This is a genomic window from Curtobacterium sp. MR_MD2014 (assembly GCF_000772085.1).
GTDB lineage: Bacteria > Actinomycetota > Actinomycetes > Actinomycetales > Microbacteriaceae > Curtobacterium.
Genome location: NZ_CP009755.1, coordinates 1555140 through 1580771, shown reverse-complemented (window position 1 = coordinate 1580771; position 25632 = coordinate 1555140). Strand labels below are relative to the sequence as shown.

19 protein-coding genes are annotated in these 25632 nt (G+C 71.4%); 6 read left to right on the top strand and 13 right to left on the bottom strand.

Features of this window, described 5'->3' with window-relative positions; translation table 11 throughout:
• Positions 1–58 precede the first annotated feature (58 nt).
• From dxs to dut, 5 genes are all read right to left on the bottom strand, one after another.
• Positions 59–1993: a 1-deoxy-D-xylulose-5-phosphate synthase gene (gene dxs, locus NI26_RS07240; RefSeq protein ID WP_066654072.1), complete on the bottom strand. Its 1935-nt coding sequence runs from the start codon at positions 1991–1993 to the stop codon at positions 59–61.
• Positions 1994–2180: 187 nt separating this feature from the next.
• Positions 2181–5018: an aconitate hydratase gene (locus NI26_RS07235; protein ID WP_066654071.1), complete on the bottom strand. Its 2838-nt coding sequence runs from the start codon at positions 5016–5018 to the stop codon at positions 2181–2183.
• A 128-nt stretch (positions 5019–5146) separates the two neighbouring features.
• Complete coding sequence (locus NI26_RS07230; protein ID WP_209682836.1) at positions 5147–5848, bottom strand: DUF3159 domain-containing protein; 702 nt, start codon at positions 5846–5848, stop codon at positions 5147–5149.
• A 254-nt stretch (positions 5849–6102) separates the two neighbouring features.
• Complete coding sequence (locus tag NI26_RS07225) at positions 6103–6825, bottom strand: DUF3710 domain-containing protein (protein WP_235426579.1); 723 nt, start codon at positions 6823–6825, stop codon at positions 6103–6105.
• The gene (gene dut, locus NI26_RS07220) at positions 6822–7316 is read right to left on the bottom strand and encodes a dUTP diphosphatase (RefSeq protein ID WP_066654069.1); all 495 of its coding nucleotides are present in this window, start codon (positions 7314–7316) and stop codon (positions 6822–6824) included. Before dut ends, NI26_RS07225 begins: the two co-directional genes overlap by 4 nt.
• 77 nt (positions 7317–7393) lie before the next feature.
• On the opposite strand from dut, the gene NI26_RS07215 reads away from it, so the two are divergent.
• Positions 7394–7825: a DUF3093 domain-containing protein gene (locus tag NI26_RS07215; RefSeq protein ID WP_066654067.1), complete on the top strand. Its 432-nt coding sequence runs from the start codon at positions 7394–7396 to the stop codon at positions 7823–7825.
• A 274-nt stretch (positions 7826–8099) separates the two neighbouring features.
• On the opposite strand, the gene NI26_RS07210 is transcribed toward NI26_RS07215, so the two are convergent.
• Complete coding sequence (locus tag NI26_RS07210; RefSeq protein WP_066658128.1) at positions 8100–8399, bottom strand: DUF4193 domain-containing protein; 300 nt, start codon at positions 8397–8399, stop codon at positions 8100–8102.
• A 318-nt stretch (positions 8400–8717) separates the two neighbouring features.
• Here NI26_RS07210 and sepH point away from each other — a divergent pair, with 318 nt between their 5' ends.
• The gene (gene sepH, locus NI26_RS16870) at positions 8718–9722 is read left to right on the top strand and encodes a septation protein SepH (protein WP_066654065.1); all 1005 of its coding nucleotides are present in this window, start codon (positions 8718–8720) and stop codon (positions 9720–9722) included.
• Positions 9723–9816: 94 nt separating this feature from the next.
• Here sepH and NI26_RS07200 read toward each other — a convergent pair whose 3' ends face one another.
• Positions 9817–10983 carry an alkaline phosphatase family protein gene (locus tag NI26_RS07200; protein WP_066654063.1) on the bottom strand — a complete coding sequence of 389 codons (1167 nt, stop codon included), beginning with the start codon at positions 10981–10983 and terminating at the stop codon, positions 9817–9819.
• A 25-nt stretch (positions 10984–11008) separates the two neighbouring features.
• Here NI26_RS07200 and NI26_RS07195 point away from each other — a divergent pair, with 25 nt between their 5' ends.
• Positions 11009–13495 (top strand): DNA gyrase/topoisomerase IV subunit A, encoded by a 2487-nt coding sequence (locus tag NI26_RS07195; RefSeq protein ID WP_066654062.1) that lies wholly within the window; start codon positions 11009–11011, stop codon positions 13493–13495.
• 526 nt (positions 13496–14021) lie between these two features.
• On the opposite strand, the gene NI26_RS07190 is transcribed toward NI26_RS07195, so the two are convergent.
• Entirely contained in the window at positions 14022–16139 is a 2118-nt protein-coding gene (locus NI26_RS07190) for a DNA gyrase/topoisomerase IV subunit B (protein ID WP_066654061.1), read from the bottom strand.
• 177 nt (positions 16140–16316) lie between these two features.
• Here NI26_RS07190 and NI26_RS07185 point away from each other — a divergent pair, with 177 nt between their 5' ends.
• The gene (locus NI26_RS07185) at positions 16317–16541 is read left to right on the top strand and encodes a DUF7455 domain-containing protein (RefSeq protein WP_066654059.1); all 225 of its coding nucleotides are present in this window, start codon (positions 16317–16319) and stop codon (positions 16539–16541) included.
• An 83-nt stretch (positions 16542–16624) separates the two neighbouring features.
• Here the strand turns inward: NI26_RS07185 and NI26_RS07180 are convergent, their stop codons facing one another.
• The 5 genes from NI26_RS07180 to NI26_RS07160 form a co-directional block, all read right to left on the bottom strand.
• The gene (locus NI26_RS07180) at positions 16625–17398 is read right to left on the bottom strand and encodes a type 1 glutamine amidotransferase (protein ID WP_066654057.1); all 774 of its coding nucleotides are present in this window, start codon (positions 17396–17398) and stop codon (positions 16625–16627) included.
• The gene (locus NI26_RS07175; protein ID WP_066654054.1) at positions 17395–18654 is read right to left on the bottom strand and encodes a MurT ligase domain-containing protein; all 1260 of its coding nucleotides are present in this window, start codon (positions 18652–18654) and stop codon (positions 17395–17397) included. Before NI26_RS07175 ends, NI26_RS07180 begins: the two co-directional genes overlap by 4 nt.
• Before the next feature lie 4 nt (positions 18655–18658).
• Positions 18659–19951, bottom strand: coding sequence for an RNA polymerase sigma factor (locus tag NI26_RS07170; protein WP_066654052.1), 1293 nt, complete (start codon positions 19949–19951; stop codon positions 18659–18661).
• A gap of 192 nt (positions 19952–20143) precedes the next feature.
• Positions 20144–21469, bottom strand: coding sequence for an MFS transporter (locus NI26_RS07165; protein ID WP_066654049.1), 1326 nt, complete (start codon positions 21467–21469; stop codon positions 20144–20146).
• A gap of 113 nt (positions 21470–21582) precedes the next feature.
• Positions 21583–22515, bottom strand: a complete 933-nt coding sequence (locus NI26_RS07160) for a proteasome assembly chaperone family protein (RefSeq protein WP_066654048.1) — start codon at positions 22513–22515, stop codon at positions 21583–21585.
• Positions 22516–22591: 76 nt separating this feature from the next.
• On the opposite strand from NI26_RS07160, the gene NI26_RS07155 reads away from it, so the two are divergent.
• Both NI26_RS07155 and lpdA read left to right on the top strand, forming a co-directional pair.
• The gene (locus NI26_RS07155) at positions 22592–24073 is read left to right on the top strand and encodes a leucyl aminopeptidase (RefSeq protein WP_066654047.1); all 1482 of its coding nucleotides are present in this window, start codon (positions 22592–22594) and stop codon (positions 24071–24073) included.
• 153 nt (positions 24074–24226) lie between these two features.
• Positions 24227–25600 carry a dihydrolipoyl dehydrogenase gene (gene lpdA / locus NI26_RS07150; protein ID WP_066654046.1) on the top strand — a complete coding sequence of 458 codons (1374 nt, stop codon included), beginning with the start codon at positions 24227–24229 and terminating at the stop codon, positions 25598–25600.
• The last annotated feature ends 32 nt before the right edge of the window (positions 25601–25632 follow it).

Below are 25632 nucleotides of genomic sequence, written 5' to 3'. Positions count from 1 at the left end.
CACGCCGAACGGTGCCGCGACTCGCGCCGGTGCCGCGCCGACCGACGCCGCACCAACCTCAGTGGTCGGCCGACTCCCGAGTCCGCGCCGGCTTCGCCTGGGGCAGCTTCGTGCCGACCACCTGGTCGATGACGTCCCGCGCGATCGCCTGCGCCGTGAGCCCCACGTCCGACAGGATCTGCGACCGCGAGGCGTGGTCGATGAACTCGTCCGGCAGCCCGAGCTCGTTCACCCCGGTGTCGACCCCGGCGGCACGCAGGTCCTGCCGCAGCCGGGTCCCGACTCCACCGACGCGGACGCCGTCCTCGATCGTGATGACGAGCCGGTGGTCGCGCGAGAGGTCGATGAGCGAGGTCGGGATCGGCACGACCCACCGGGGGTCGACGACCGTGACGCCGATGCCCTGCGATCCGAGCAGCCCGGCGGCTTCGAGGGCGACCGGCACCATCGAGCCGACGGCGACGAACAGGACGTCGGGTTCCTGCCCCTCGGACGGGTCCCGCAGGACGTCCACGCCGTCGTGCAGCCGACGGATCGCCGGGACGTCCGGTCCGACGGATCCCTTCGACCAGCGCAGCACCGTCGGGGCGTCGTCCACGGCGACGGCCTCGCGGAACTCCTCGCGCAGCGTCGCGGCATCGCGCGGTGCGGCGATGCGGATCCCGGGGACGACCTGCAGCAGCGCGAGGTCCCACATCCCGTGGTGCGACGGCCCGTCCGGCCCGGTGATGCCCGCGCGGTCGAGGACGAACGTCACGCCGGCACGATGGAGCGCCACGTCCATGAGCACCTGGTCGAACGCCCGGTTGAGGAAGGTCGCGTAGAGCGCCACGACGGGGTGCAGCCCGCCGTAGGCGAGCCCCGCCGCGGTCGTCACGGCGTGCTGCTCCGCGATGCCGACGTCGATCACCCGGTCGGGGTGCTGCTCCTGGAAGCGGTGGAGCCCGGTCGGTCGCAGCATGGCCGCGGTGATCGCGACGATCCGCTCGTCGGCCGCACCGACCGACGCCAGCTCCGAGGCGAACACCGACGTCCACGAGGGCCCGGACGACACGTCGAGCGACTCCCCCGTCTCGGGGTCGATGTGCCCGACGGCGTGGAACTGGTCCGCCTGGTCGCGGAGCGCCGGCTCGAAGCCGTGGCCCTTCTCCGTGATGGCGTGCACGATGGTCGGCGCACCGTAGGCCTTCGCCTGCCGGAGCGCCGCCTCGACGGCCCGCTGGTCATGACCGTTGACCGGCCCGATGTACTTGATGTCGAGGTTCGAGTAGAGCGCCTCGTTGTTGGTGAACCGCGCCAGGAACCCGTGGAGTCCGCCACGGACCCCCCGGTAGAACGCACGACCCGGCGCACCGAACCGCGAGGCGACGGCCTGCGACTTCTCGAACAGCGCCCGGTACTCACGGCGGGTGCGGACCGAGCTGAGGAAGCGCGCCATGCCCCCGATCGTCGGCGCGTAGGACCGACCGTTGTCGTTGACCACGATCACCAGGCGGCGGTCGTTGCTGTCCGAGATGTTGTTGAGCGCCTCCCACGTCATCCCGCCCGTGAGCGCGCCGTCCCCGACGACGGCGACCACGGTGCGGTCGTCCTGCCCGGTCTGCCGGAAGGCGCGGGAGATCCCGTCAGCCCAGGACAGCGACGAGGACGCGTGCGAGGACTCGACGATGTCGTGCTCCGACTCGCTCCGCTGCGGGTAGCCGGCCAGCCCGCCGCGCTCGCGCAGCTTCGAGAAGTCCTGGCGCCCGGTGACGAGCTTGTGCACGTACGACTGGTGCCCCGTGTCGAAGACGAACGGGTCGTGCGGCGAGTCGAACACGCGGTGCATCGCGAGCGTCAGCTCGACGACCCCGAGGTTCGGTCCGAGGTGCCCGCCGGTCTTCGCGACCTCGGCGACGAGGAACCGTCGGATCTCGGCGGCGAGCTCCGTCATCTGTGCGTCGGACAGACGCCTGAGGTCGCGCGGCGACGTGATGCTGCTCAGCAGGCTCACGGGCGCTCCTTTCGTGGGGCAGGTCCCCACACTATCCGCGCGACCGGGACACGGACGGGAGGCGCGTGGCGGCCCCGCCACGCGCCTCCCGTCCGTCCGGTCGCACTCCGCAGAGCGCAACGAAGGCGGTCCCGCACAGCGCTGTGACGCTGCGCGGAACCGCCTTGGTTGCGTTTCGTGGAAGGGATCAGACGAGCGAACGGAGCACGTACTGCAGGATGCCGCCGTTGCGGTAGTAGTCCGCCTCACCGGGGGTGTCGATGCGGACGACCGCGTCGAACTCGACCGTCTGCTTGCCGGCCGGCGAGTGCTCGCTCGGCTCCGCGGTGACGTGCACGGTCTTCGGCGTGCGGCCCTCGTTCAGCTCGGTGAGCCCCGAGATCGAGACGACCTCGGTGCCGTCGAGACCGAGCGACTCGACCGTCTCACCCGCCGGGAACTGCAGCGGGACGACACCCATGCCGATGAGGTTCGAGCGGTGGATGCGCTCGAAGCTCTCGGTGATGACCGCCTTGACGCCGAGCAGGTTCGTGCCCTTCGCCGCCCAGTCGCGCGACGAGCCGGAGCCGTACTCCTTGCCGCCGAAGATGACGAGGGGGATGCCCTGCTCCTGGTAGTGCTGCGAGGCGTCGTAGATGAACGACTGCTCGCCGTCGGGCGTCGTGAAGTCGCGGGTGTAGCCGCCCTCGACGCCGTCCAGCAGCTGGTTCCGCAGGCGGATGTTCGCGAACGTGCCGCGGATCATCACCTCGTGGTTGCCGCGACGCGAGCCGTAGGAGTTGAAGTCCTTGCGGTCGACGCCGTGCTCGTCGAGGTACCGACCGGCCGGGCTGTCGGCCTTGATCGAACCGGCCGGGGAGATGTGGTCGGTCGTGACCGAGTCACCGAGCTTCGCGAGCACGCGAGCACCGGAGATGTCGGAGACCGCGTCGGGCTGCATCGTCATGCCCTCGAAGTACGGGGGCTTCCGGACGTAGGTCGACTCGGTGTCCCACTCGAACGTGTCGCCCGTCGGGGTCGGCAGGTTCTTCCAGCGGTCGTCGCCCTCGAACACGGAACCGTACTCGTGGGTGAACATCTCGGTGTCGATGGACGTGTCGATCACGTCCTGCACCTCGGCCGCGTCGGGCCAGATGTCCTGCAGGTAGACGTCGTTGCCGTCCTGGTCGGTGCCGAGGGCGTCCTTGTCGAAGTCGAAGTGCATCGACCCGGCCAGGGCGTACGCGATGACCAGCGGCGGCGAGGCCAGGTAGTTCATCTTCACGTCGGGGTTGATCCGGCCCTCGAAGTTGCGGTTGCCCGAGAGCACCGCGGTGACGGCGAGGTCGTTGTCCTGCACGGCCTGCGAGATCTCCTCGGGCAGCGGGCCCGAGTTGCCGATGCAGGTGGTGCAGCCGTAGCCGACCGTGTAGAAGCCGAGGTCCTCGAGGTAGCTGGTGAGCCCGGCCTTCTCGTAGTAGTCGGTGACGACCTTCGAGCCCGGCGCGAGGGTGGTCTTCACCCACGGCTTGGCCTTGAGGCCCTTCTTCGCGGCGTTCCGCGCGAGGATGCCGGCGGCCATCATCACCGACGGGTTCGACGTGTTCGTGCACGAGGTGATCGCGGCGATCGCGACGGCACCGTGGTCGATGGTGAACGTGTCGCCGTCGGCCACGGAGACCGACGTCGGCTTCGACACCGTGCCGGGCGCGCTCGAGGCGTGCACGGGGACCTCGGACGCGGGGGCGTCCTGCAGGTCGTCGACGGCGTGCTCGTCACCGGGCGCGGCGGCGACCGGGTCGGACGCCGGGAAGGTGTCCGCCACGGCCTTGTCCTCGTGCGTGTGGTCGATGCTCGCGTAGTTGGCGAGGTCGACCTCGAACTGGTCCTTGGCCTTCGACAGCTCGATGCGGTCCTGCGGGCGCTTCGGGCCGGAGATCGACGGGACGACCGTCGAGAGGTCGAGCTCCATGTACTCGGAGTACGCGGGCTCCACCGACGGGTCGTGCCACAGGCCCTGGGCCTTGGAGTACGCCTCGACCAGGGCGATCTGGTCCTCGGACCGGCCGGTCAGGCGCAGGTAGTCGAGCGTGACGGAGTCGACGGGGAAGATCGCGGCGGTGGAGCCGAACTCCGGCGACATGTTGCCGATGGTCGCGCGGTTCGCGAGCGGGACCTCGGAGACGCCCTCGCCGTAGAACTCGACGAACTTGCCCACGACGCCGTGCTTGCGGAGCTCCTGGGTGATGGTCAGCACCACGTCCGTCGCGGTGACGCCGGCGGGGATCGAACCGGACAGCTTGAAGCCGACGACCTTCGGGATGAGCATCGACACGGGCTGGCCGAGCATCGCGGCCTCGGCCTCGATGCCGCCGACGCCCCAGCCGAGCACGCCGAGGCCGTTCACCATGGTGGTGTGCGAGTCGGTGCCGACGAGGGTGTCCGGGTACGCGTAGAGCTCGCCGTCGAACTCGCGGGTGTACGTGACCTTCGCCAGGTACTCGATGTTGACCTGGTGCACGATGCCGGTGCCCGGCGGGACGACCTTGAAGTCCTCGAACGCGGTCTGGCCCCAGCGGAGGAACTGGTAGCGCTCCCCGTTGCGCTCGTACTCGAGGTCGGTGTTGCGCTGGAGGGCGTCCTCGCGGCCGAACAGGTCGGCGACGACGGAGTGGTCGATGACCATCTCGGCCGGCGAGAGCGGGTTGATCTTGTTCGGGTCGCCGCCGATCTGCGCCATCGCCTCGCGCATGGTGGCGAGGTCGACGATGCACGGGACGCCCGTGAAGTCCTGCATGACCACGCGGGCCGGCGAGAACTGGATCTCGGTGTCCGGCTCGGCCTCGGGCTTCCAGGAGCCGAGCGCGCGGATCTGCTCCTCGGTGACGTTCGCGCCGTCCTCGGTGCGGAGCAGGTTCTCGAGCAGCACCTTCAGGCTGTACGGGAGCTTCTCGTGCCCCGGCACCGTGTCGATCCGGTGGAACGCGTAGTCGACACCCCCAACCGAGAGCGTGTCCTTCGAGCCGAAGCTGTTGACTGCAGCCACTGTGCCGCCTCCCTACTGATCGGTGTGCCCTCATCATCGCGGGCGTCGGAACGTCCCACCAGCAAGGCAAACCTAATCCCGACGGTGCTGGCGCGCCCCCGGGAAACTGTCTCGATGTCGAGACAACTCTACACCGCGGCGGTGTCCTCCCGACGCACGAACACCGTGCGGACGAGCAACCACGTGACCCACAGCACGGCCGCGTAGAGCGGGACGCCGAGCACGAGCTTCACCGCGGCGAGGAGCTCGACCTGCGCGGTCAGGTACAGCGGTACCTCGACGGCCAGCCGGAGCGCGAAGAGCCCGACCCAGATCCACGTCGCCACCGTGAGCACCCGGCGCTTGGTGGGGTCGGCACGCCAGTCGACGTGGGAGCCGTCCTCGTCCGGCGGGAGCAGGAAGCCGACCACGACGCCGATCAGCGGCCACCGGATCGCCAGGGTGACGAGCAGCCCGACGAGCCACACCGAGTTGATGACGATGCCGGGGATGAAGTTCGTCTCGGCCCGGCCGGTGACCAGCGCCAGGACCGCCGAGACGACCACGCCGGCGATGCCCGCGAAGGACATCACGAGCGACTGCCGCTGCGCCAGACGGACCACCACGAACACGAGCCCGACGAGCACCGGGATCACGACGCTCGGCACGAGCTCCTTCGTGATCGCGTAGACGACGAGGAACGCGAAACCGGGCAGCACCGACTCGGCGAGCCCGCGCACGCCGCCGACCGCACCGAGCAGCGCACGGCCGGAGGGCGCCTCGCCCGGCGCGACCCGGGCGATGCCGGCGTTCTGCACCGCCGCGCGGAACTGCGCTGAGAACGACGGCACGGCGTCCTCGTCCACGGAGTCGTCACCAGCCGTCCGGGCCGGGGCCGTCCGTCCAGCCGGTCCGGACGCGGTCGGACCCGCGCCCGCACCGGGCGTCGGCGGGCCCGCGACCGGGCCGGCCGGCACCGCACCCGCGGCCGTCCCGTCGACCGGAGCCGCGCCCTGGTCGCTCGCGTCCGCGGGACGGGGGGTCTCGTCGTGGTCCGGCACCGTGCCTCCAGGCCGTGTCGTGGGTCGTTCGTCGCGGACGGTCGTCAGACGGCGGTCTGCGTCGACTTGGGCATGTGCAGCGGGATGAGGTCGCGCGGCGGCATCGGCGTCGTGCCACGCACGACGACCACGCTGCGGAAGAGCTCCTCGATCTCCGCGGCGTCGTCCGGCTGTTCCGCGGCCTTGCCGGCGATCACGCCGCGCAGGAACCAGCGGGGGCCGTCGACACCGACGAAGCGTGCGGCGCGTGCACCGTCGGTCGCGCCGGAGCCGTCGACGACGACCGGCACGAGGGCGCGGAGCTCGGGACCGAAGGGGCCGTCGACCTCGTCCACGCGGCCGCCCTGCCGCTCGATCTGGTCGGCGATCTGCGCGCGGATCTCGTGCCACAGCCCGGTGGACCGGGGCGCGGCGAAGGGCTGGACCTGGAGCGTGGACTCGTCGTAGTCGAGCCCGACCGCGACGACGCGCTGCGAACCCTCCTCGACCTCGAGGCGCAGGTGCAGGCCCTCACGCGGGAGGACCTTCACGCCGCCCAGGTCGACGTACGGGCGGACCAGGTTCGCCTCGGTCTCGTCGTGCGGGCCGTTGTCGGCACGGTCGGCCGGAGCCGACTTGTCGGTCGGTGCGACCGCGTCCACCTCGTCGAGGTCGGCGTCGGCATCGGTCGCGATGTCGACCTCCGGCGTCGTCCCCGCGATCACGGCGTCGTCGGCGACGGCGTCCGCCACCTCGACCTCGTCACGCTTGCGTCGACCGAACTTCATGCGCCCGTTCCTTCCTGGAAGTCGTCGGCGGCACCGTACAGTGCGCCGCTGCGGTGGTCACCGTAGCCCGAGGAGCCGAAGCCGCCCTCGCCGCGGACACTGTCCGGCAGCTCCTCGACGCGGGTGTAGGTGACCCGCGGCACCGGCATGACGACCACCTGCGCGATGCGGTCCCCCACGTGCACCTCGTACGGCTCGGACGCATCGGTGTTGAGCAGGGCGACCCTGACCTCGCCCCGGTAGCCGGAGTCGACGGTGCCGGGGGCGTTCACGATCGTGATGCCGTGCTTCGCCGCGAGGCCGCTCCGGGGCACCACGAAGGCGACGTGGCCGTCCGGCAGTGCGATCCGGAGCCCGGTGCCGACGAGACGGCGCTCCCCCGGCTGCAGCACGAAGGCCTCGGTCGAGACGAGGTCGGCTCCGGCATCACCGGGGTGGGCGTGGACGGGGGCGTTCTCCCCGGTCCAGAGCACGTCGACTGGTTCGGTCACGAGACGAGGGTAGTGCACGAGCGTGGTCGTTCCGTGACCGTTCCGTGACCTGCCCCGACTCGTGGTGGGATGGAGGGGTGACCGTGTACCGCGAACGACTCTGGGCCCCGCCCGCCCTCTACCTGGCGACGGCGCTCGTCATCCCCGCGAGCCTGCTCGTGTTCCTGCCGATCAGCGTCCTGGCCGGCGTCCTCGTGGCGATCGGCATGTACCTCGGCGTGGTCGTGCTGCTCTGGGCGCTCGCCCCGACGATCGAGGTCACCGACACCGAGTTCCGCGCCGGCCGTGCACACCTGCCGCGGACGCTCGTCGGCGAGGCCACCGCACACACCGGCGCCGAGGCCACGACCCAGCGCGGTCCGGCGCTCGACGCCCGCGCGTGGACGCTCTTCCGCGGGTACGTGCGCGGGGTCGTGCGCGTCGAGGTGACGGACCCGGCGGACCCGACGCCCTACTGGCTGGTCAGCGCGCGCAACCCGCAGGCCGTGGTCGACGCCCTGCGCTCCTGACGCTCCGGGCGCGCGGGCCGGGAGGCTCGCGCCGCCCCCGCCCCGCCCGTTCCTTCCCACAACGGGTGCAGGAGGAAGCGCCTCCGGGCACACCTGGTCGTTCCGGAAGACCAGGTACGCCCGATCCCCCCAGGTACGCCCGATCCCCCCAGGTACGCCCGCTTCCGCCAGGCACGCCCGCCCCCGCCGGGCACGCCCGCTCCCGCCCCGCGCCGCAACGCGGAACGGCCCGCCACCCACGAAGGGTGACGGGCCGTCCCGGTGGAGCTGCGACTCAGAGCGCCGCGCACTCCGCGCACACGGGGCCGAGCTTCGACTCGTGGTCGAGCTGCGAACGGTGCTTCACGAGGAAGCACTCGACGCAGGTGAACTCGTCCACCTGCGGCGGCAGCACGACGACGTCGAGGTCGACGTCGCTGAGGTCCTGTCCAGCGAGCTCGAAGCTGCCGGGGTTGTCCGAATCATCGTCGACGACCCCCGACATCTTGTCGGGAACGCGCTCCTTGAGGGCCTCGATCGACTCCGAGTCAGAGGATTCGTCGGTCTTCCTGGGGGCGTCGTAATCGGTGGCCATGCCCATCCGTTTCTCGTGTCGAGAGGTCGTCGCCGGTGATCGGCGGCGACAGTTTGCACCACGACCCGCGAGAGCGCAAACCGAACGCCGTGCGGGATCGTCAGGCCGTGCAACCCACCGTGGTGGTCGGACATTCCCGGCGGCCGGGAGCGGACGAGGACGGTGCGCGGGGCCGGCAGCGGACGAGGACCGTCCGCGGGCGAGCGGGAGTCCGCGGCACGCCCGTGCGCCTCCGCGGCAACGGGGATGCACCGCTGCATACTCCTGGGGTACGAGCACGACCGTACGCAACGCTCGGGAGGCGCAACCATGCAAGACGTGAGAGTCATCGGAGTCGAGTCCGGGGCACTCCTGCTCGCGACCGACGGCGGCACCGAGTACCGGTTGCCGGTCACCGCGTCGCTGACGAGCCAGGTCCGCCAGGCCAACCCCGACGCCGGCCCCCAGAAGCGCGTGTCGCCGAAGGACGTGCAGGCCCGCATCCGTGGTGGCGCCGACGCGGCCGACGTCGCAGCGGCGCTCGACGTCGACGTCGAGTACGTCCGGCGGTTCGAGGGTCCGGTGCTCGCCGAGCGCTCCTTCGTCCTCGACGCCGCACGACGTGTCCCGGTCACCCCGACCGACGCCGAGGCGCCCGACACCTTCGGCGAGGCCATCGAGGCCAAGCTCGAGGCCGGCGACGCGACCGGCGTCGCGTGGGCGTCGTGGAAGAACGCCGAGCAGGGGTGGCAGGTCCGGGTCCGCTACACCGCGTCCGAGGTCGAGCACGACGCGCAGTGGTCCTTCGACCCCAAGACGTCGACGCTCACGCCCGACAACGGCGACGCCCACCGTCTCTCCGACACCGACGACGAGGGCATCGCTCCGCGCCTGCGTGCGGTGGAGAACGACCACCACGACGCCGACGGCACGCGCTTCGACTCCGGTGCCTTCCGCGTCGAGCAGGCCGAGGACGCGCCGGCCCCCGAGGCCCAGGAGCGTCCGCTCCGTGCGCCGCTCCCCCGCATCGGGGCCGCGCCCGTCGAGGAACGCTCGCCCGGCAACGAGACCGCCGACCTGCTCGAGGCACTCCGCCGTCGGCGCGGTGAGCGCGAGGCGGCATCCTTCACCGAACAGCAGGACGAGCCCCGCGGGACCTCCATCAGCGTCGTGGACGTCCCCCTCCAGGGCTGGGACTCGCCGGCCTCCGCCCCCGAGCGTGACGACCGTCCGGCATCGGCTCCCGAGACCGACGGCCGCTCCGAGCGCAAGAAGCGCAACCGCCGGTCGATGCCGAGCTGGGACGAGATCGTCTTCGGCACCCGCCCGGAGGACCCCGCCTGATCCAGCCTCCTCGGTCCGGTCCGTCCGGCCTGGAGGCCCGGTGCAGCCCCGCCACGCTCGTCGCGTCGCGGGGCTGCTCGCGTTCCCGCCCGGGTCAGCCCGCGAAGGCGCCCGCCAGCCGCAGGGGCACGAAGACCTCGTCGTCCGTCATGGCACCGTGCTGCCCGATCATCCGCTTCGGCTCCTTGCGCGGGTCGAGGTCGCGGTCGTCGTTGAAGGCCCACGACCCCCTCGCGACCACGACGACGTCCCCGATGCGCGGGAGCACGCGGTCGTCCACGGCACCGAACCACCCGGCGGCCACGGCCTCGTCGCGGCTGGCGACGTACGCCTTCTTGCCGTAGCGGGTGCGCCAGGCCTCGACCAGCGCCGGGACGTCGGTACCGGGGCGCACGGCCAGCTGTCGGCAGCGGGGGTCCCCGGCGATCCCCACGACGTCCACGAGGAGCGCGGGGTCCATCGCGATGTTCGCCTCGGCCGGCACGTCGAGCACGCCGTGGTCGGCCGTCACGAGGATGCCCACGTCGGCGGCGCCGCGGGTCGCGAGCCGGGCGAGCTCGCCGTCGAGTGACTCGAGCGCCGCGGTCCAGCGGTCGGACTCCCACCCGTGCTTGTGCCCGATCGAGTCGAGCTCCGGCACGTAGAGGTAGACGAGCGATCGGCCGGACGCCGTCGCCGCCAGTGCGGCGTCGACCCGCTGCGCGATGCTGTCGGCTGCGGTGTACCGGGCACCGCCGAGCACGTTCGCGGTCATCCCCGAGGACTCGTAGCGGGCCGGACCGACCACCACGGGCTCGATGCCGAGCGCGCTGGCCTCGGTGAAGACGGTGTCGGCGAGCAGCCAGCCCGTCGGCACCTCGGAGTCCCAGCCGGACAGCAGGTTGACCACCCGCTCGCCCTCGGGCTCCCACCCGCTGTAGCCGACCACGCCGTGCGTGCCGGGCGAGCGGCCGGTCGTCAGGGTGCTGAGCGCCGCGGCGGTCGTCGTCGGGAACCCGCTGCGCAGGCGCTTGAGGGTGCCGCCGCCGGTGGCGGCGGTGAGCCAGCGGGCGTGCCCGGCGCGGGCCGACAGGGCGGACGACCCGAGGCCGTCGACCAGCACGACGACGACCGAGCGGGCAGGACGGAGGGTGATCCGTGCCTCCCGGCCGGTGGTGCGCAACCACGTGTTGTCGGCGGCGCCGAGCGCGACGAGGCAACTCGGCAGCACGTCGGCGAGGTTCGCGGTGGTGTCTGGGGCGCTCGGTACGCTGGGGGGCACCCCACGATCCTCCCAGAAAGGTCCCATGGCACGCACGGAAGCAGTCGGTCTGCCCGACGGTGAGCGCATCGAGGACGTCGACGTCTCCGAGGAGATGCAGGGTTCGTTCCTCGAGTACGCGTACTCCGTCATCTACTCGCGAGCCCTGCCGGACGCGCGCGACGGCCTCAAGCCGGTGCAGCGACGCATCCTCTACCAGATGGCGGAGATGGGGCTCCGACCGGACCGTGGGCACGTGAAGAGCGCCCGCGTCACCGGCGAGGTGATGGGCAAGCTGCACCCGCACGGCGACGGCGCGATCTACGACGCCCTCGTGCGCCTGGCGCAGCCGTTCACGATGCGTGTGCCGCTGGTCGACGGGCACGGCAACTTCGGGTCGCTCGACGACGGCCCCGCGGCCGCCCGGTACACCGAAGCCCGTCTGGCCGAGCCGTCGATGGCGATGACCGAGGGCCTGGGCGAGGACGTCGTCGACTTCGTCCCGAACTACGACAACCAGATCATGCAGCCGGGCGTGCTGCCGGCGGCGTTCCCGAACCTGCTCGTCAACGGCGCCTCGGGCATCGCGGTCGGCATGGCGACGAACATGGCGCCGCACAACCTGGGCGAGGTGGTCGAGGCCGCGAAGCACCTGCTCCTGAACCCGACGGCGACCCTCGAGGAACTGATGGAGTTCGTGCCGGGCCCGGACCTGCCGTCCGGTGGCACGATCGTCGGGCTCTCCGGGGTGCGCGACGCCTACGCGACGGGCCGCGGCTCGTTCCGCACCCGGGCGAAGGTGTCCGTCGAGAACCTCACGCCGCGCAAGGTCGGCCTCGTCGTCACGGAGCTGCCGTACCTGGTCGGCCCCGAACGCGTGATCGAGAAGATCAAGGACGGCGTCCAGGCGAAGAAGCTCGTCGGCATCTCCGACGTCAACGACCTGACGGACCGGAACCACGGGCTGCGGCTGGTCATCGGCATCAAGTCCGGCTTCAACCCGACGGCCGTGCTCGAGCAGCTCTACAAGCACACCCCGCTCGAGGACGGCTTCGGCATCAACAACGTCGCGCTCGTGCAGGGGTCACCGCGCACGCTCGGCCTGCGCGAACTGCTCGACGTCTACGTGCAGCACCGGCTCGACGTGGTCACCCGGCGCTCCCGGTACCGGCTCGCCCGTCGGAAGGAACGGCTGCACCTCGTCGAGGGTCTGCTCATCGCGATCCTCGACATCGACGAGGTCATCGAGGTCATCCGCTCGTCCGACGACTCCGAGGCCGCACGGACGAAGCTGCAGGACGTCTTCGACCTGTCCGAGGTGCAGGCCGAGTACATCCTCGAGCTGCGTCTGCGGCGCCTGACGAAGTTCTCGCGCCTCGAGCTCGAGGGCGAGCGCGACCAGCTCCTCGCCGACATCGCCGCGCTCGAGGAACTGCTGGCGTCCGACGCCCGGCTCCGTGCCCAGGTGGCGGTCGAGCTGACCGAGGTCTCCGACCGGTTCGCCACGCCGCGCCGCACCCTGCTCACCGAGGCCGATGCCCCGGTGCGCGGTGGCCGCAAGGCCGCGGTCGACCCCGAGTCGCTGCAGATCGCCGACGCTCCGTGCCGTGTGCTGCTCTCGACCACCGGTCGACTCGTGCGGGTGGACATCCCCTCCTCGGACCTCGGGATCGTGCGGGTGCCGAAGCGGTCGAAGCACGACGCGGTCCGCTCGACCGTCGTCTCCACCGTCCGTGGGCAGGTCGGTGCGCTGACCTCGACCGGCCGCGTGCTGCGGTTCTCCCCCGTCGACGTCCCCGCGGTGCCGCCGGCGTCCGTCCGGCTCGACGCCGGCGTGCGGGTGTCCGACTACCTCGGGATCGCTCGCACCGAGTCCGTCGTCGCACTCGTCGACCTGTCCGCAGAGGCGGGCGACTCGCTCGCCATCGGCACCGCGCAGGGCGTCGTGAAACGCGTCGCGACCGGCGCCTGGCCGGACAAGGACGAGTTCGTCGCCATCGGGCTGAAGCCGAAGGACACCGTCGTCGGGGCCGCGCAGGCGCCGGAGTCGGACGACCTCGTGTTCATCACGTCGAACGCGCAGCTGCTGCGGTTCCCGGCCTCGGGCGTCCGACCACAGGGGCTGCCCGCGGGCGGCGTCGCCGGGGTCTCCCTGGCTTCCGGTGCGTCGGTGATCTGGTTCGGGTCCGTCGCGCTGTCCGAGGACGCAGTGGTCGCCACCGTATCGACGGCGTCGGGGGCGCTGCCCGGAACGGACCCCGGACGGGCGAAGGTCTCGGCGTTCTCGGAGTTCCCCGCGAAGGGCCGTGCGACGCAGGGTGTGCGGGCGCACGCGTTCCTCAAGGGCGAGGACGGGCTGACCGTGGCGTGGGCCGGCATCGCGCCGCCGCACGCCGTGGGGTCGGACGGAGCCGCGCGGACCCTGCCCGACTGGCTGTCGAAGCGCGACGGGTCGGGAGCGCCGCTCGAGGCCGTGATCGGCTCGATCGGCGGCAGCGCAGCAGCCCTGGACGGTACCGCGGGCGAGGCGTAGGCGGGGTCCCGCCCGCCGCTGCGCGCGAGTGTGCGGCCGCCGTGTTCCCGCCCTGGTCGCACGACTTGCCGTCCCGTGCCGCTGGTGCCGACGTGTCGTGCGACCGGAACGTCAGCACGCGGCGTGTCACGCGCCCGCAGGGTCGACCCGTCGGCCGGGAGGCGCGGTGGCAGTCAGCGCGTCGCCTCCCGCCCGCCAGCTGGTCCCTCGAGACGCCCGGGATGCCGCGAGACGCCGTGGGATCCACGAGACGGGGCCGAGTTCGCGAGACGCCGCCGGATCCGGCGGCGTCTCGGCACGACGACGGCGTCTCGTCCGGCCGGCGGTGTCTCGGCCAGACAGCAGAGGGCGAGAACCGTCGGCCAGCGCGAGTCTCGGGCCGTGCGCCGCCGCCAGGCGCCGCTTCGCGCTGCGGCCGTGCGCCGCCGCTGAGCGCCACTTCGCGCTGCGGCGGTGCGCCGCCGCTGAGCGCCGCTTCGCGCTGCCGCTGGGCGCCGCGCTCCGCGTCGCCGCCGGGCCGCCGCCCCTACGCGTCGATGCGGTCGCGGTCGAGGCCCTCGCCGGCCAGGATGAACTCCTTGCGCGGCGCGACGTCGTTGCCCATCAGCAGCTCGAACACCTTCGCGGCGCTCTCGGCATCGGTCACGTTCACCCGACGGAGCGTGCGGTGCGCCCGGTCCATCGTCGTCTCGGCGAGCTGGTCGGCGTCCATCTCCCCCAGGCCCTTGTACCGCTGGATCGGCTCCTGGTACTTCTTGCCCTGCTTCGCGAGCTTCTTCAGCACCGCCTGCAGCTCGGCCTCGGAGTAGGTGTAGAGCGTGTCGTTCGGCTTGCCGCGGTTCACCACGACGACCCGGTGCAGCGGCGGCACGGCGGCGAACACCCGGCCCTGCTCGATCATCGGCCGCATGTACCGGAAGAACAGCGTCAGCAGGAGCGTGCGGATGTGGGCACCGTCGACGTCGGCGTCCGACATGATGATGATCTTGCCGTAGCGGGCCTGGTCGATCTCGAACGAGCGGCCGGAGCCGGCGCCGATGACCTGGATGATCGAGGCGCACTCGGTGTTGGACAGCATGTCCGACACCGAGGCCTTCTGCACGTTGAGGATCTTGCCGCGGATGGGCAGCAGCGCCTGGTACTCGCTGTTGCGGGCGAGCTTGGCGGTGCCGAGCGCGGAGTCGCCCTCGACGATGAAGAGCTCCGTACCCTCGGCGTCCTGCTTGCGGCAGTCGGCGAGCTTGGTCGGCAACGAGGAGTTCTCCAGCGCGTTCTTGCGCCGCTGCGTCTCCTTGTGCGCCCGCGCCGAGATGCGGGTCTTCATCTCGGCGACGACCTTCTCGAGCAGGGTCGCGGCCTGCGCCTTCTCGGTGCGCTGTGTCGAGGTGAGGACGTCGGTGAGCTGCTTCGCCACGACCTGGTCGACGATCTTCCGGACCGCGGGGGTGCCGAGGACCTCCTTCGTCTGCCCCTCGAACTGCGGCTCGGGCAGGCGGACGGTCAGCACGGCGGTGAGGCCTGCGAGCACGTCGTCCTTCTCGAGCTTGTCCTGCCCGACCTTGAGCTTGCGGGCGTTCGCCTCGACCTGCGTGCGCACGGCCTTGACGACGCCCGACTCGAAGCCGGTCAGGTGCGTGCCGCCCTTCGGCGTCGCGATGATGTTGACGAAGCTCCGCTCGACGGTCTCGTACCCGCTGCCCCACCGCATCGCGATGTCGACCTCGCAGGTCCGCTCGACCGAGGTGGACACCATGTGGCCCTTGTCGTCGAGCATCGGAACGGTCTCCGTGAAGGTCCCGGTGCCCTGGATGCGCCAGACGTCGGTGACCGCGGAGTCGACCGCCAGGTGCTCGACGAACTCGCTGATGCCGCCCTCGTACCGGAAGCGCTCGATGACCGGACCGGGCGCGACCGTCGTCCCGGTCGCCTCGGCACGCTGGGCGGCAGCCTCGATGGACGCGGCCCGTTCGTCGGTGATCGTGATGCCGAGCCCGGGCACCAGGAAGGCGGTCTGGCGGGCGCGGTTGACCAGGTCGCCCGTGCTGAAACGGGCGTCCGTGGTGAAGATCTGTCGGTCCGCCCAGTACCGGATGCGGGACCCGGTGACCCCCTTCTTCACCTTGCCGACGACACGGAGCTCACTGCCCGAGGTGAACGGGGTGAAGGGCGCATCCGGCCCGTCACCGGCGAAGGTGCCGGGCTCGCCCCGGTGGAAGGACATCGCGTAGGTCTTGCCACCGCGGTCGACCTCGACGTCGAGGCGCTCCGACAGCGCGTTCACGACCGAGGCACCCACGCCGTGCAGGCCACCGGAGGCCGCGTACGATCCGGACCCGAACTTGCCGCCGGCGTGCAGCTTCGTGAACACGACCTCGACCCCGGTCAGGCCGGTCTTCGGTTCCACGTCCACAGGGATGCCGCGGGCGGTGTCGCGGACCTCGACGGAGCCGTCGGCGTGCAGCACGACCCCGATCTCGTCGCCGTGACCCGCGAGCGCTTCGTCGACGGAGTTGTCGATGATCTCCCACAGGCAGTGCATGAGCCCGCGCGAGTCCGTCGAGCCGATGTACATGCCCGGACGCTTCCGAACCGCCTCGAGCCCTTCGAGGACGGAGAGGTGTCGTGCAGAGTAGTCGGAGCTCACATCCCGATGGTACCGAGGGGCACCGACAGCCAGACCGCCGGACAGCGGCGCGGCTCGGACTGGGGACAACCGCTCCGCGCTCAGCGAAACAGGCGGTCCGGGATGCACGGCTCCCAGCCACCACGTGTTCAAATGGTGGTCCACCCGCACCACCTGCGATCCGTGAGGAGCACAGCAATGACCCAGACCGTGCAGGACCTCTCCATCGACGAAGCCAGCAGCCACCAGCTCACCGCCGCTGACCGCTGCGACAGCTGCGGAGCGCAGGCGTACATCCGCGCCACCATGGCCAGCGGCGAGCTCTACTTCTGCGCCCACCACGGCGCCGAGTTCAAGGAGAAGCTCGCAGCCACCGCGCTCGAGTGGCACGACGAGAGCAGCCGACTCCACGAGTCGAAGTAGTCGTCACCAGACGGACGAACGGGAGGCGCGGTGCCAGCTGGCACCGCGCCTCCCGTTCGTCGTCGTGACGACCGCCAGGTCGACTAGGCGATCCGCTTGAAGGCCTTGTCGACGTAGCGGTCGACGGTCGCGCGCGCTTCGCGCGCGTACCGGTCGACGGTCGCCGTCCGCTCCGGGTCCGGCGCGTACTCGCGCCCGAGGCGCTTGGTCGCCGCAGCGAGCACCGCATCGGTCAGCTGCGGGTTGAGCGGCAGGATCGGCCCCTGGGTGTGCGTGCCGAAGGACGAACCCGTGATCGCCCCCTCGACGGCGGACCCGGCCTGGTTGCCGCCACCGGACACGACGTCGGCGAAGGGCTCGACGCCCGGAGCCAGTTCGATCCGGGTCGCGTGGTCCTCGAAGCCGGCGAGACGCTTCGGTGCGCCGGGCAGCAGGGGGTACCGCGTGTCGAGCACGAAGTAGTTCACCCGACGCTCGGCACCGCGGACGGCCCGCGCGTCGAACACGCCGAAGCCCGCGACGGGTGATCCCTCGGTGGGGACGACCTCGTTGGTCGCGAGGTCGAAGCCCCCGCCGACGGCCACGACGGGCACGCCGGCAGCGGCGAACTCGCGGAGGGACGCCCCGACACGCGTGACGTCGGCCCCGAGCGAGCGCATGGCGCTGAGCGGCCCGTTGCCCACGACGACGACGTCGGCCGCAGCAGGGAGCTGGTCGCCCGGCGCGTACGTGACGACCTCCGTGGCGATGCCGGCGGCCTCGGCACGGCGGGTGAGGGCCACGACGTTGCCGCGGTCGCCCGAGACCCCCATCTGACGCGGGTAGACGTGCAGGATGGTCAGCCGGTCGGCCGTCATGCGGTCTTCTCCATGTCGCCGTGGCCGAGGGCCTTGCGGGCGATCATCATGATCTCGTAGTTGACGATGAAGTTCTTCGTCCCCGACGTCGTCGAGCCGAGCTGCTCCATGTGCCGGATGGCAGCCTCGACGTCGGGCTCGACACGACCGATGCGGACACCGGCGTGCTCGAGCGCGATGGCGATCTGCCACGCCTTGTCCCCGGACACGACGTCCACGTGGTCGAGCTTCGAGAAGTCGATGTCGTAGATCCAGGAGATGTCCGGGGTGCCCTCGTCGATCGCCATGAGGACCTGCTCCGGGCGGTCCGGCAGGGCGTCGAGGTTGAGCTGCAGGCTCGCCGCGTTCTTGAACATCGTGAACTCGGCGGACTCGCCAGCGATCGGCAGCCGTTCGCCTCGCCCGTACGCGGGCTTCATCGTGCCGAAGGCCCTCGTGACGGCGTCGGCCCGGAACTGCGCACCCAGTGCGGCGCTCGCGGTCGCGGTCGCGGCCGCCGCGTCCACCGCGTAGTGCAGGCCCCGTGCCGGCAGCCGGACGGGGATGTCGGTGCCGTCGAACCGGATCGTCGCTCCGTCGCCGGTGTTGGCGACGACCTCGGACTCGGCAGGGTTCGGCTCGCCGGCGGTCCGGTCGAAGTCGTCGGCGTTCTGCAGCCCGTTCGGGGCCGCAGCGACGACCTCGGCGCTCGCGCCGAAGCGGAGCACGCGCTGGCCCGAGCGGCCCGCGTACGCGTCGAGGAACTGGTCGTCCCGGTTCGTGATGACGTTCCCCGTGGACAACGCCGCCGTGTCGAGCATCATCGTCGCGACGCGCTCGGTCTCGAAGAACCGGTAGAGCTGGTCGACCTGCACGTTGAGCATCGTCACCGTCGACGGGGACAGGATGCCGGCGAGCTCGACCGCGAAGGCCTCGTCCACCTCGAGGATGCCGATGTCCGCCTTGAGCCTGCCGGTCAGCGACACCTCGGACAACAGCGCCGAGGCGATGCCCTGCGGCAGGTTCGCACCGGACGGGTTCGTGAAGACGCGGAGGCCGTGTGCCCGGACGATGTCCGAGATCATGTGCGTCGTCGTCGACTTGCCGTTGGAGCCGAGCACGAAGACGACGCCGTTCGGGAACTGCTTCGTCACGTGCTGGAGGAAGTCCGGCACCAGCTTGAGGACGATGTAGCCCGGGTAGGCGGACCCGCCGCCCCGCGCACGTGCGAGGGCGCGGAGGACCCGCCCGACCAGGATCGGGATGAGGAAGCGCATCGGCCTACTCGAGGTAGTCGCGGAGCGACTGCGACCGGGACGGGTGGCGGAGCTTCGCCATCGTCTTGGACTCGATCTGTCGGATCCGCTCGCGCGTCACGCCGAAGGTGTCCCCGATCTGGTCGAGGGTCTTCGGCTGACCGTCACCGAGGCCGAAGCGCATGCGGATCACGCCCGCCTCGCGCTCGGACAGGGAGTCGAGCAGGCTCTCGAGCTGCTTCTGCAGCATCGTGAAGCCCACGGCGTCGGCCGGCACGACCGCCTCGGTGTCCTCGATCAGGTCGCCGAACTCCGAGTCGCCGTCCTCACCCAGCGGGGTGTGGAGCGAGATCGGCTCGCGACCGTACTTCTGCACCTCGACGACCTTCTCCGGGGTCATGTCGAGCTCGCGGGCGAGCTCTTCCGGAGTGGGCTCGCGACCGAGGTCCTGCAGCATCTGGCGCTGCACACGGGCCAGCTTGTTGATGACCTCGACCATGTGCACCGGGATGCGGATGGTGCGGGCCTGGTCGGCCATCGCGCGGGTGATCGCCTGACGGATCCACCAGGTGGCGTACGTCGAGAACTTGAAGCCCTTGGTGTAGTCGAACTTCTCGACCGCACGGATCAGACCGAGGTTGCCCTCCTGGATGAGGTCCAGGAACTGCATGCCGCGGCCCGTGTAGCGCTTGGCCAGCGAGACGACGAGGCGCAGGTTCGCGCCGAGCAGGTGGGACTTCGCGCGCTGCCCGTCACGGGCGACCCAGCGGAGCTCGCGCTCCTCCGGCTTGGAGAGACCGGTCGAGTGCTGCAGCTTGTCCTCGGCGAACAGGCCGGCCTCGATCCGCATCGCGAGCTCGACCTCCTGCTCGGCGTTGAGGAGCGCGACCTTGCCGATCTGCTTCAGGTAGTCCTTGACCGGGTCGGCGGTGGCGCCGGTGATCGTGGTCGAGTAGACCGGTGCCTCGTCGTCGTCGGACTGCGAGATGACGAGCGCGCCCGCGGCGACCGCTGCTGCGGCGTCCGGCTTGGCGTCCTTCTCCTCGGTCTCGGTGTCCTCGGCGTCGTCCGTCGCGTCGACGGCGTCGTCCGCGGGCTCGACGGCCTCGTCGTCCTCGTCCTCGTCGTCGTCCTTCTTCTTCGCGCGCGTGGCCGTCTTCTTCGGCGCTGCCTTCGCAGCGGGCTTCTTCGCGGCGGTGGTCTTGGTGGCGCGCTTCTTCGGCGCAGCCTTCCCCTCGGCCGCGTCGGCGTCGTCCGCCGCGACGGCCTCGGGCTCGGTGTCCTTCGTGGGATCGATCGTCGTGCTCCGGGCAGCCATGCGATCACCTCTCTCGTCGTGCCACGTTCGTGGGGTCGTGGCTTCCCTCGCCGCCCAGGGCCTGGGCCGCAGTCCCCCGCGTCGTCAGGTCCTACCGTTCCGGGCAGCATGAGGACCCATGTCAAGTCCCCCGACCCCCGCGGCGCAGCGAGGCGACGCGGTCGTGAGGGGCCCGAACGGGTCCGTCCTCCATTATTGCACGGCCTGCTTCCGCAGGCGCGCAACCAGTGCAACCCAGAGCGGCCCCACCCGTATTCCGTCCTGCGCGTGCATCTGCCGCCGGGTCCGTCGGCGCGCGAGCAGCAGCATCACGACGCCGAACCCGACCACCACGTACTGGACGGTGAGCGCGATGCGGAAGTTGTCCCAGGCGAACACCGTGCGCCCCGTCGCGCCCGACACGACGTCGAGCAGCGTCCCGATGAGGAACATCATGACGAAGGCCGCCAGGAACCCGCCGACGTTCACGACGCCGTTCGCCGAGCCGAGCGACCCGACCGGGTTGAAGCTGCGCGCGAAGTCGAAACCGATGAGGGATCCCGGGCCGCCGACCCCCATCGCGACCACGAGCAGGACGAGCAGCCACGTCGGCGGGTGCCCGGGCCAGAGCAGCACCGCCGTCCACACCACCCCGAGCGCCAGGACGATGCCGAGCACCAGGTTCGACCGCCGGAGCGGGAACCGGGCGCAGAGCACGCCGAGCACCGGTCCCACGACGAAGCCGGTGACGACGACGACGGTGAGGAAGCCGGCCGCCTCGGACGGGCTGTACCCGAGGCCGCGCAGCATCGGGACGCCCCACAGCAACGAGAAGACCGTGCCGGACGACTGCGTGACGTAGTGGGACCAGAAGCCGAGCTGCGTGCCCGGCCGCCGCAGCGCGTGCCCGAAGGTGTGGAAGGCGCCGCGCCACGAGTGCGGCAGGGGCAGTGGGATCGTGTCGGTCCGCACCGCGACGGGGCCGTTGCGGACGAAGACGACCGCCAGCACGAGACCGACCAGGCTCGCGGCCGCGGCGACCCCGAACGCCGGGGTCCACCCGGCGGTGTGCAGGAGCACGGCGAACGGGAAGGCCGACAGGACCTGTCCGACCTGACCGAGGTTGCCCGTCCACTGGGAGATCTGCGGCAGGATGCGGCCCGTGAACCACATCGGGACGAGACGGATCACCGAGATGAAGGTCATCGCGTCGCCGGCCCCGACGAGCACCCGGCCCGCGATGGCCGGGCCGATCGTCGGCGAGAACGCGACGACGACCTGGCCGACCACGAGCAGCGCGGCGCCCAGCAGCACGAGCCTGCGCGGCCCCACCCGGTCGAGCGCGATCCCCACCGGGATCTGCAGCCCGGCGTAGACGGCGATCTGCACGACGGCGAGCGTGGACAGGACCGCGGCCGAGACCGCGAAGCGGTCCTGCGCGTCGACGCCGGAGACCCCGAGCGACGACCGCTGCACCACGGCGAGGACGTAGGCGAGCACCGCGACGCCCCAGACGAGGAAGGCACGGCGGGAGTTCACCCGACAAGGCTACCGACGCGCGGCCCGCGCCCGACACTCGCTGTGGAGGACGGGAGGCGCGGTGCGGGCCGTGGAGGAGCCTCCAGGCCGCGAGCGGCGCAGCCCGCTCCCCGTCAGTCGGTCGACGCGTCGCCGTCGGACCGCCGGTCGGCCAGGAAGCGCTCGAGCTCGGCCGCGATCGCGTCGGCGGTCGGGACCTCGCCGTCCTCGTTCGTCAGGGGCGACGCGACCGGGTTGCCCTCCATGTAGGTGTCGTGCCGTTCCTCGAGCACACCGACCAGGCGCTGGAGCTCGGGGTTGCCCGCGACCTGCTCCTCGACGCGTGTGCGGAACTCGCGGTCGGACGCACGCAGCGCGTCGGTCGGGAAGATCAGACCGGTGGCCGCCGCGATGCTCGACAGTGCGGTGACCGCCGCGTCGGGGAACTCGGTGTCGCCGAGGTAGTGCGGGACCAGCAGGACGAGCCCGGTGACCGATGCACCCAGCTGCGTCAGCCGGTGCTCGACCAGGTGCAGGACGTTCGCGGGCGCCTGCGTCTCCGGCTTCCACACGCTCAGCTGCTCGACCAGGTCCGCGCGGGTCCCCGACACCGTCAGACTGATCGGACGGGTGTGGGGGACGGGCATGGGGATGGACTGGACCCACGTCGTGTCCGCGACCTGCAGGCGGTCGGCGAGGCCGGTGACGGCGTCGACGAACCGGTTCCACTGGAAGTCCGGCTCGTACCCGGTGAGGAACAGGAACGGCTGCCCGAGCTCGTCGCGCACCAGGTGCAGCGCCAGGCGCGGCGGTTCGACGGCCGTGATGTGGTCGTGCTCGAAGGTGATGACCGGCCGGCGGGCGCGCCAGTCGAGCAGGACGTCCGGGTCGAACTCCGCGACGAGCTCGTGGTCGAGTCCGTCGAGGATCGACGTGGCCACCTGCGCGACGGCGGACCCCGCGTCGACGAAGCCGGTCAGGCCCGCGACCAGGTGCAGCCCGGCCGGGACGGTCGGCGCGCCGTCGGGAGCGGAGTACAGGTCCTCGGGGTGGTTCACCGTCCCCATGCTAGGCGGCACCCCCGACCCGACCCCTGCGTCGGCCCGACGCTCTCGGCGAACACGTGCTGGCTAGGCTGGGCGCATGGTCCGACCGACGCTCTCCACCACCACCTCGACCCCCTCCGACGTCGACGCCGACGTCCTCGTGCTCGGCGTCCGCTCGGGCACCGACGGCGGTGCCCCCACGATCGCTCAGAGCGCTGCCGGCGCCCTGGACGCGCTCGCCGACCTCGACCTGGGCTCCGTCGGTGTGACGGGTGCGAAGGACCAGCTGGTCCGCCTCCCCGGTACCGGCGTCGCCGCGGCCGGGATCGCACTCGTCGGCCTCGGTGCCACGGTCGACGCGGCGTCCGTCCGCGCGGCCGCCGGCAGCGCGGTCCGCCAGCTCCCCCAGGCGGCGTCGATCGCGCTGGCGCTGCCGACCGACTCGGCCGAGCTCGTCGACGCCGCGCTCGAGGGTGCGGCGCTCGGCTCCTACGCCTTCACCCGGCACAAGGGCACCGGTACGACGGCTCCGGCCCGGGGCGACCAGCGCATCGCGGTCGTCGCGCCGGCCGACACCGCCGCCGACGCCACCGTCCGGCCCGCGATCGTCGCCGACGCGGCAGCACTCGTCCGTGACCTCGTGAACACCGCCGCCGGCGACCTCGGCCCGGCGGACGTCGCCGACGTCGCCGTCGCGCAGGCCGAGGGCCTCCCCCTCACCGTCGAGGTCCTCGACGAGCAGCAGCTCGAGGAGCAGGGCTTCGGGGGCATCCTCGGGGTCGGCCGCGGCTCCGAGCGTCCCCCGCGCCTGGTCGTCGTCCGCTACGAGCCGTCGTCGGCGTCCAAGCACCTCGCACTGGTCGGCAAGGGCATCACCTTCGACTCCGGCGGCCTCTCGCTGAAGCCCGCCGCGTCGATGCTCGGCATGAAGACCGACATGACCGGCGCCGCCACCGTGCTCGCCGCGACGATCGCCGCCGCGCGCCTCGGCCTCGACACGAAGGTCACCGCCTGGCTGTGCCTCGCCGAGAACATGCCGTCCGGCTCCGCGACGCGCCCCGGCGACGTGCTCACCCTGAAGAACGGGAAGACCGTCGAGGTCACGAACACCGACGCCGAGGGCCGACTCGTCCTCGGCGACGGCATGGTCGCCGCCTCGCTCGAGCAGCCCGACGCCCTCGTCGACGTCGCGACGCTCACCGGCGCACAGGTCGTCGCCCTCGGCGACCGGACCACCGGCCTGATGGGCAGCGACGACCTGGTCGCACGGGTCCGCGCGGTCGCCGACGCCGTCGCCGAGCCGATCTGGCCGATGCCCCTGCCCGAGGAGCTCGACGCGCGACTCGCCAGCGACGTCGCCGACATGGTCAACGCGACCGTGGGCAACCCGGCCGGTGGGATGCTCCTCGCCGGCAAGTTCCTCGAGCGGTTCGTGGGCGACGGCGTGCCGTGGGCGCACCTCGACATCGCGGGCCCCTCGGAGCACAAGGGCGGCGGGTACGGCTGGCTCGGCAAGGGCGCGACCGGCGTCATGGTCCGGACGCTCATCGGGCTCGCAGAAGAGCTCCAGTCCAGGTAGTAGGTTGGTGTCCGGCGGGCTGCGCACCGACGCGCGTCCGCCGGAACCAGCGGGACGGGACCGGAACCATGCGGTCCGACCGTCGGACGCCGCCGCCGCGGTGTCCAGTGGGGTCCGACCGGGATCCCGACACGCACGAGGGAGTTGCACCAGGTGACGGAACAGACTTACGACGTCGTGGTCCTCGGTGGCGGCAGTGGTGGCTACGCCGCTGCGCTCCGGGCCGCCGAGCTCGGCATGAGCGTCGCGCTCATCGAGGGAGACAAGCTCGGGGGGACCTGCCTGCACCGCGGCTGCATCCCGACCAAGGCGCTGCTGCACGCCGCCGAGGTCGCCGACGCCACCCGCGACGCGGAGAAGTACGGCGTCATCGCCGAGTTCGCGGGTGTCGAGGTGCCGAAGGTCATCGACTACCAGCAGGGCGTCATCAACTCGAAGTACAAGGGCCTGCAGGGCCTGGTCAAGGCGCGCGGCATCACCGTCGTCGAGGGCTGGGGCCGTCTGACCTCGCAGAACACCGTGCAGGTCGGCGACCAGACCGTCACCGGCAAGAACGTCGTGCTCGCCACGGGTTCGTACTCGAAGTCCCTGCCGGGCCTCGAGATCGGCGGTCGCGTGATCACGTCCGAGACCGCGCTCAAGATGGACTACGTCCCGAACAAGGTCGTCATCCTCGGTGGTGGCGTCATCGGCGTCGAGTTCGCCAGCGTGTGGAAGTCGTTCGGCGCCGACGTCACGATCGTCGAGGGCCTGCCCCACCTCATCCCCGCCGAGGACGAGTCGATGTCCAAGCAGCTCGAGCGCGCCTTCCGCAAGCGCGGCATCGAGTTCTCGCTCGGCGTGCGCTTCGACCACGTCGACCAGCACGAGAACGGCGTCGTCGTGACGCTCGAGGACGGCAAGACCTACGAGGGCGACGTGCTCCTCGTCGCGGTCGGCCGTGGCCCGCTCACGCAGAACATGGGCTTCGACGAGGTCGGCGTCGCGATGGACCGCGGGTTCGTCACGACCGACGAGCGCCTCGCCACCAACCTGCCGAACGTCTACGCCGTCGGCGACATCGTCCCCGGCCTGCAGCTCGCGCACCGCGGCTTCCAGCAGGGGATCTTCGTGGCCGAGGAGATCGCGGGCCTGAAGCCCGTCGTCATCTCCGACACGAACATCCCGAAGGTGACCTACTCCGACCCCGAGGTCGCCTCGGTCGGACTCTCCCAGGCCAAGGCCGAGGAGGAGTACGGCAAGGACAAGGTCGACTTCTACGAGTACAACCTCGCGGGCAACGGCCGCAGCCACATCATCGGGACCTCCGGCGCCGTCAAGGTCGTCCGGGTCGTCGACGGTCCGGTCGTCGGTGTCTCGATGATCGGCGCGCGCGTCGGCGAGCTCATCGGTGAGGCCCAGCTCGCGGTGAACTGGGAGGCGCACCCGGAGGACGTCGCACCGCTCGTCCACGCCCACCCGACGCAGAACGAGGCCCTGGGCGAGGCCTTCCTCCACCTCGCGGGCAAGCCGCTGCACGCGCTGTGACGACCACGTCCACCGTGCACACCGAGACAATG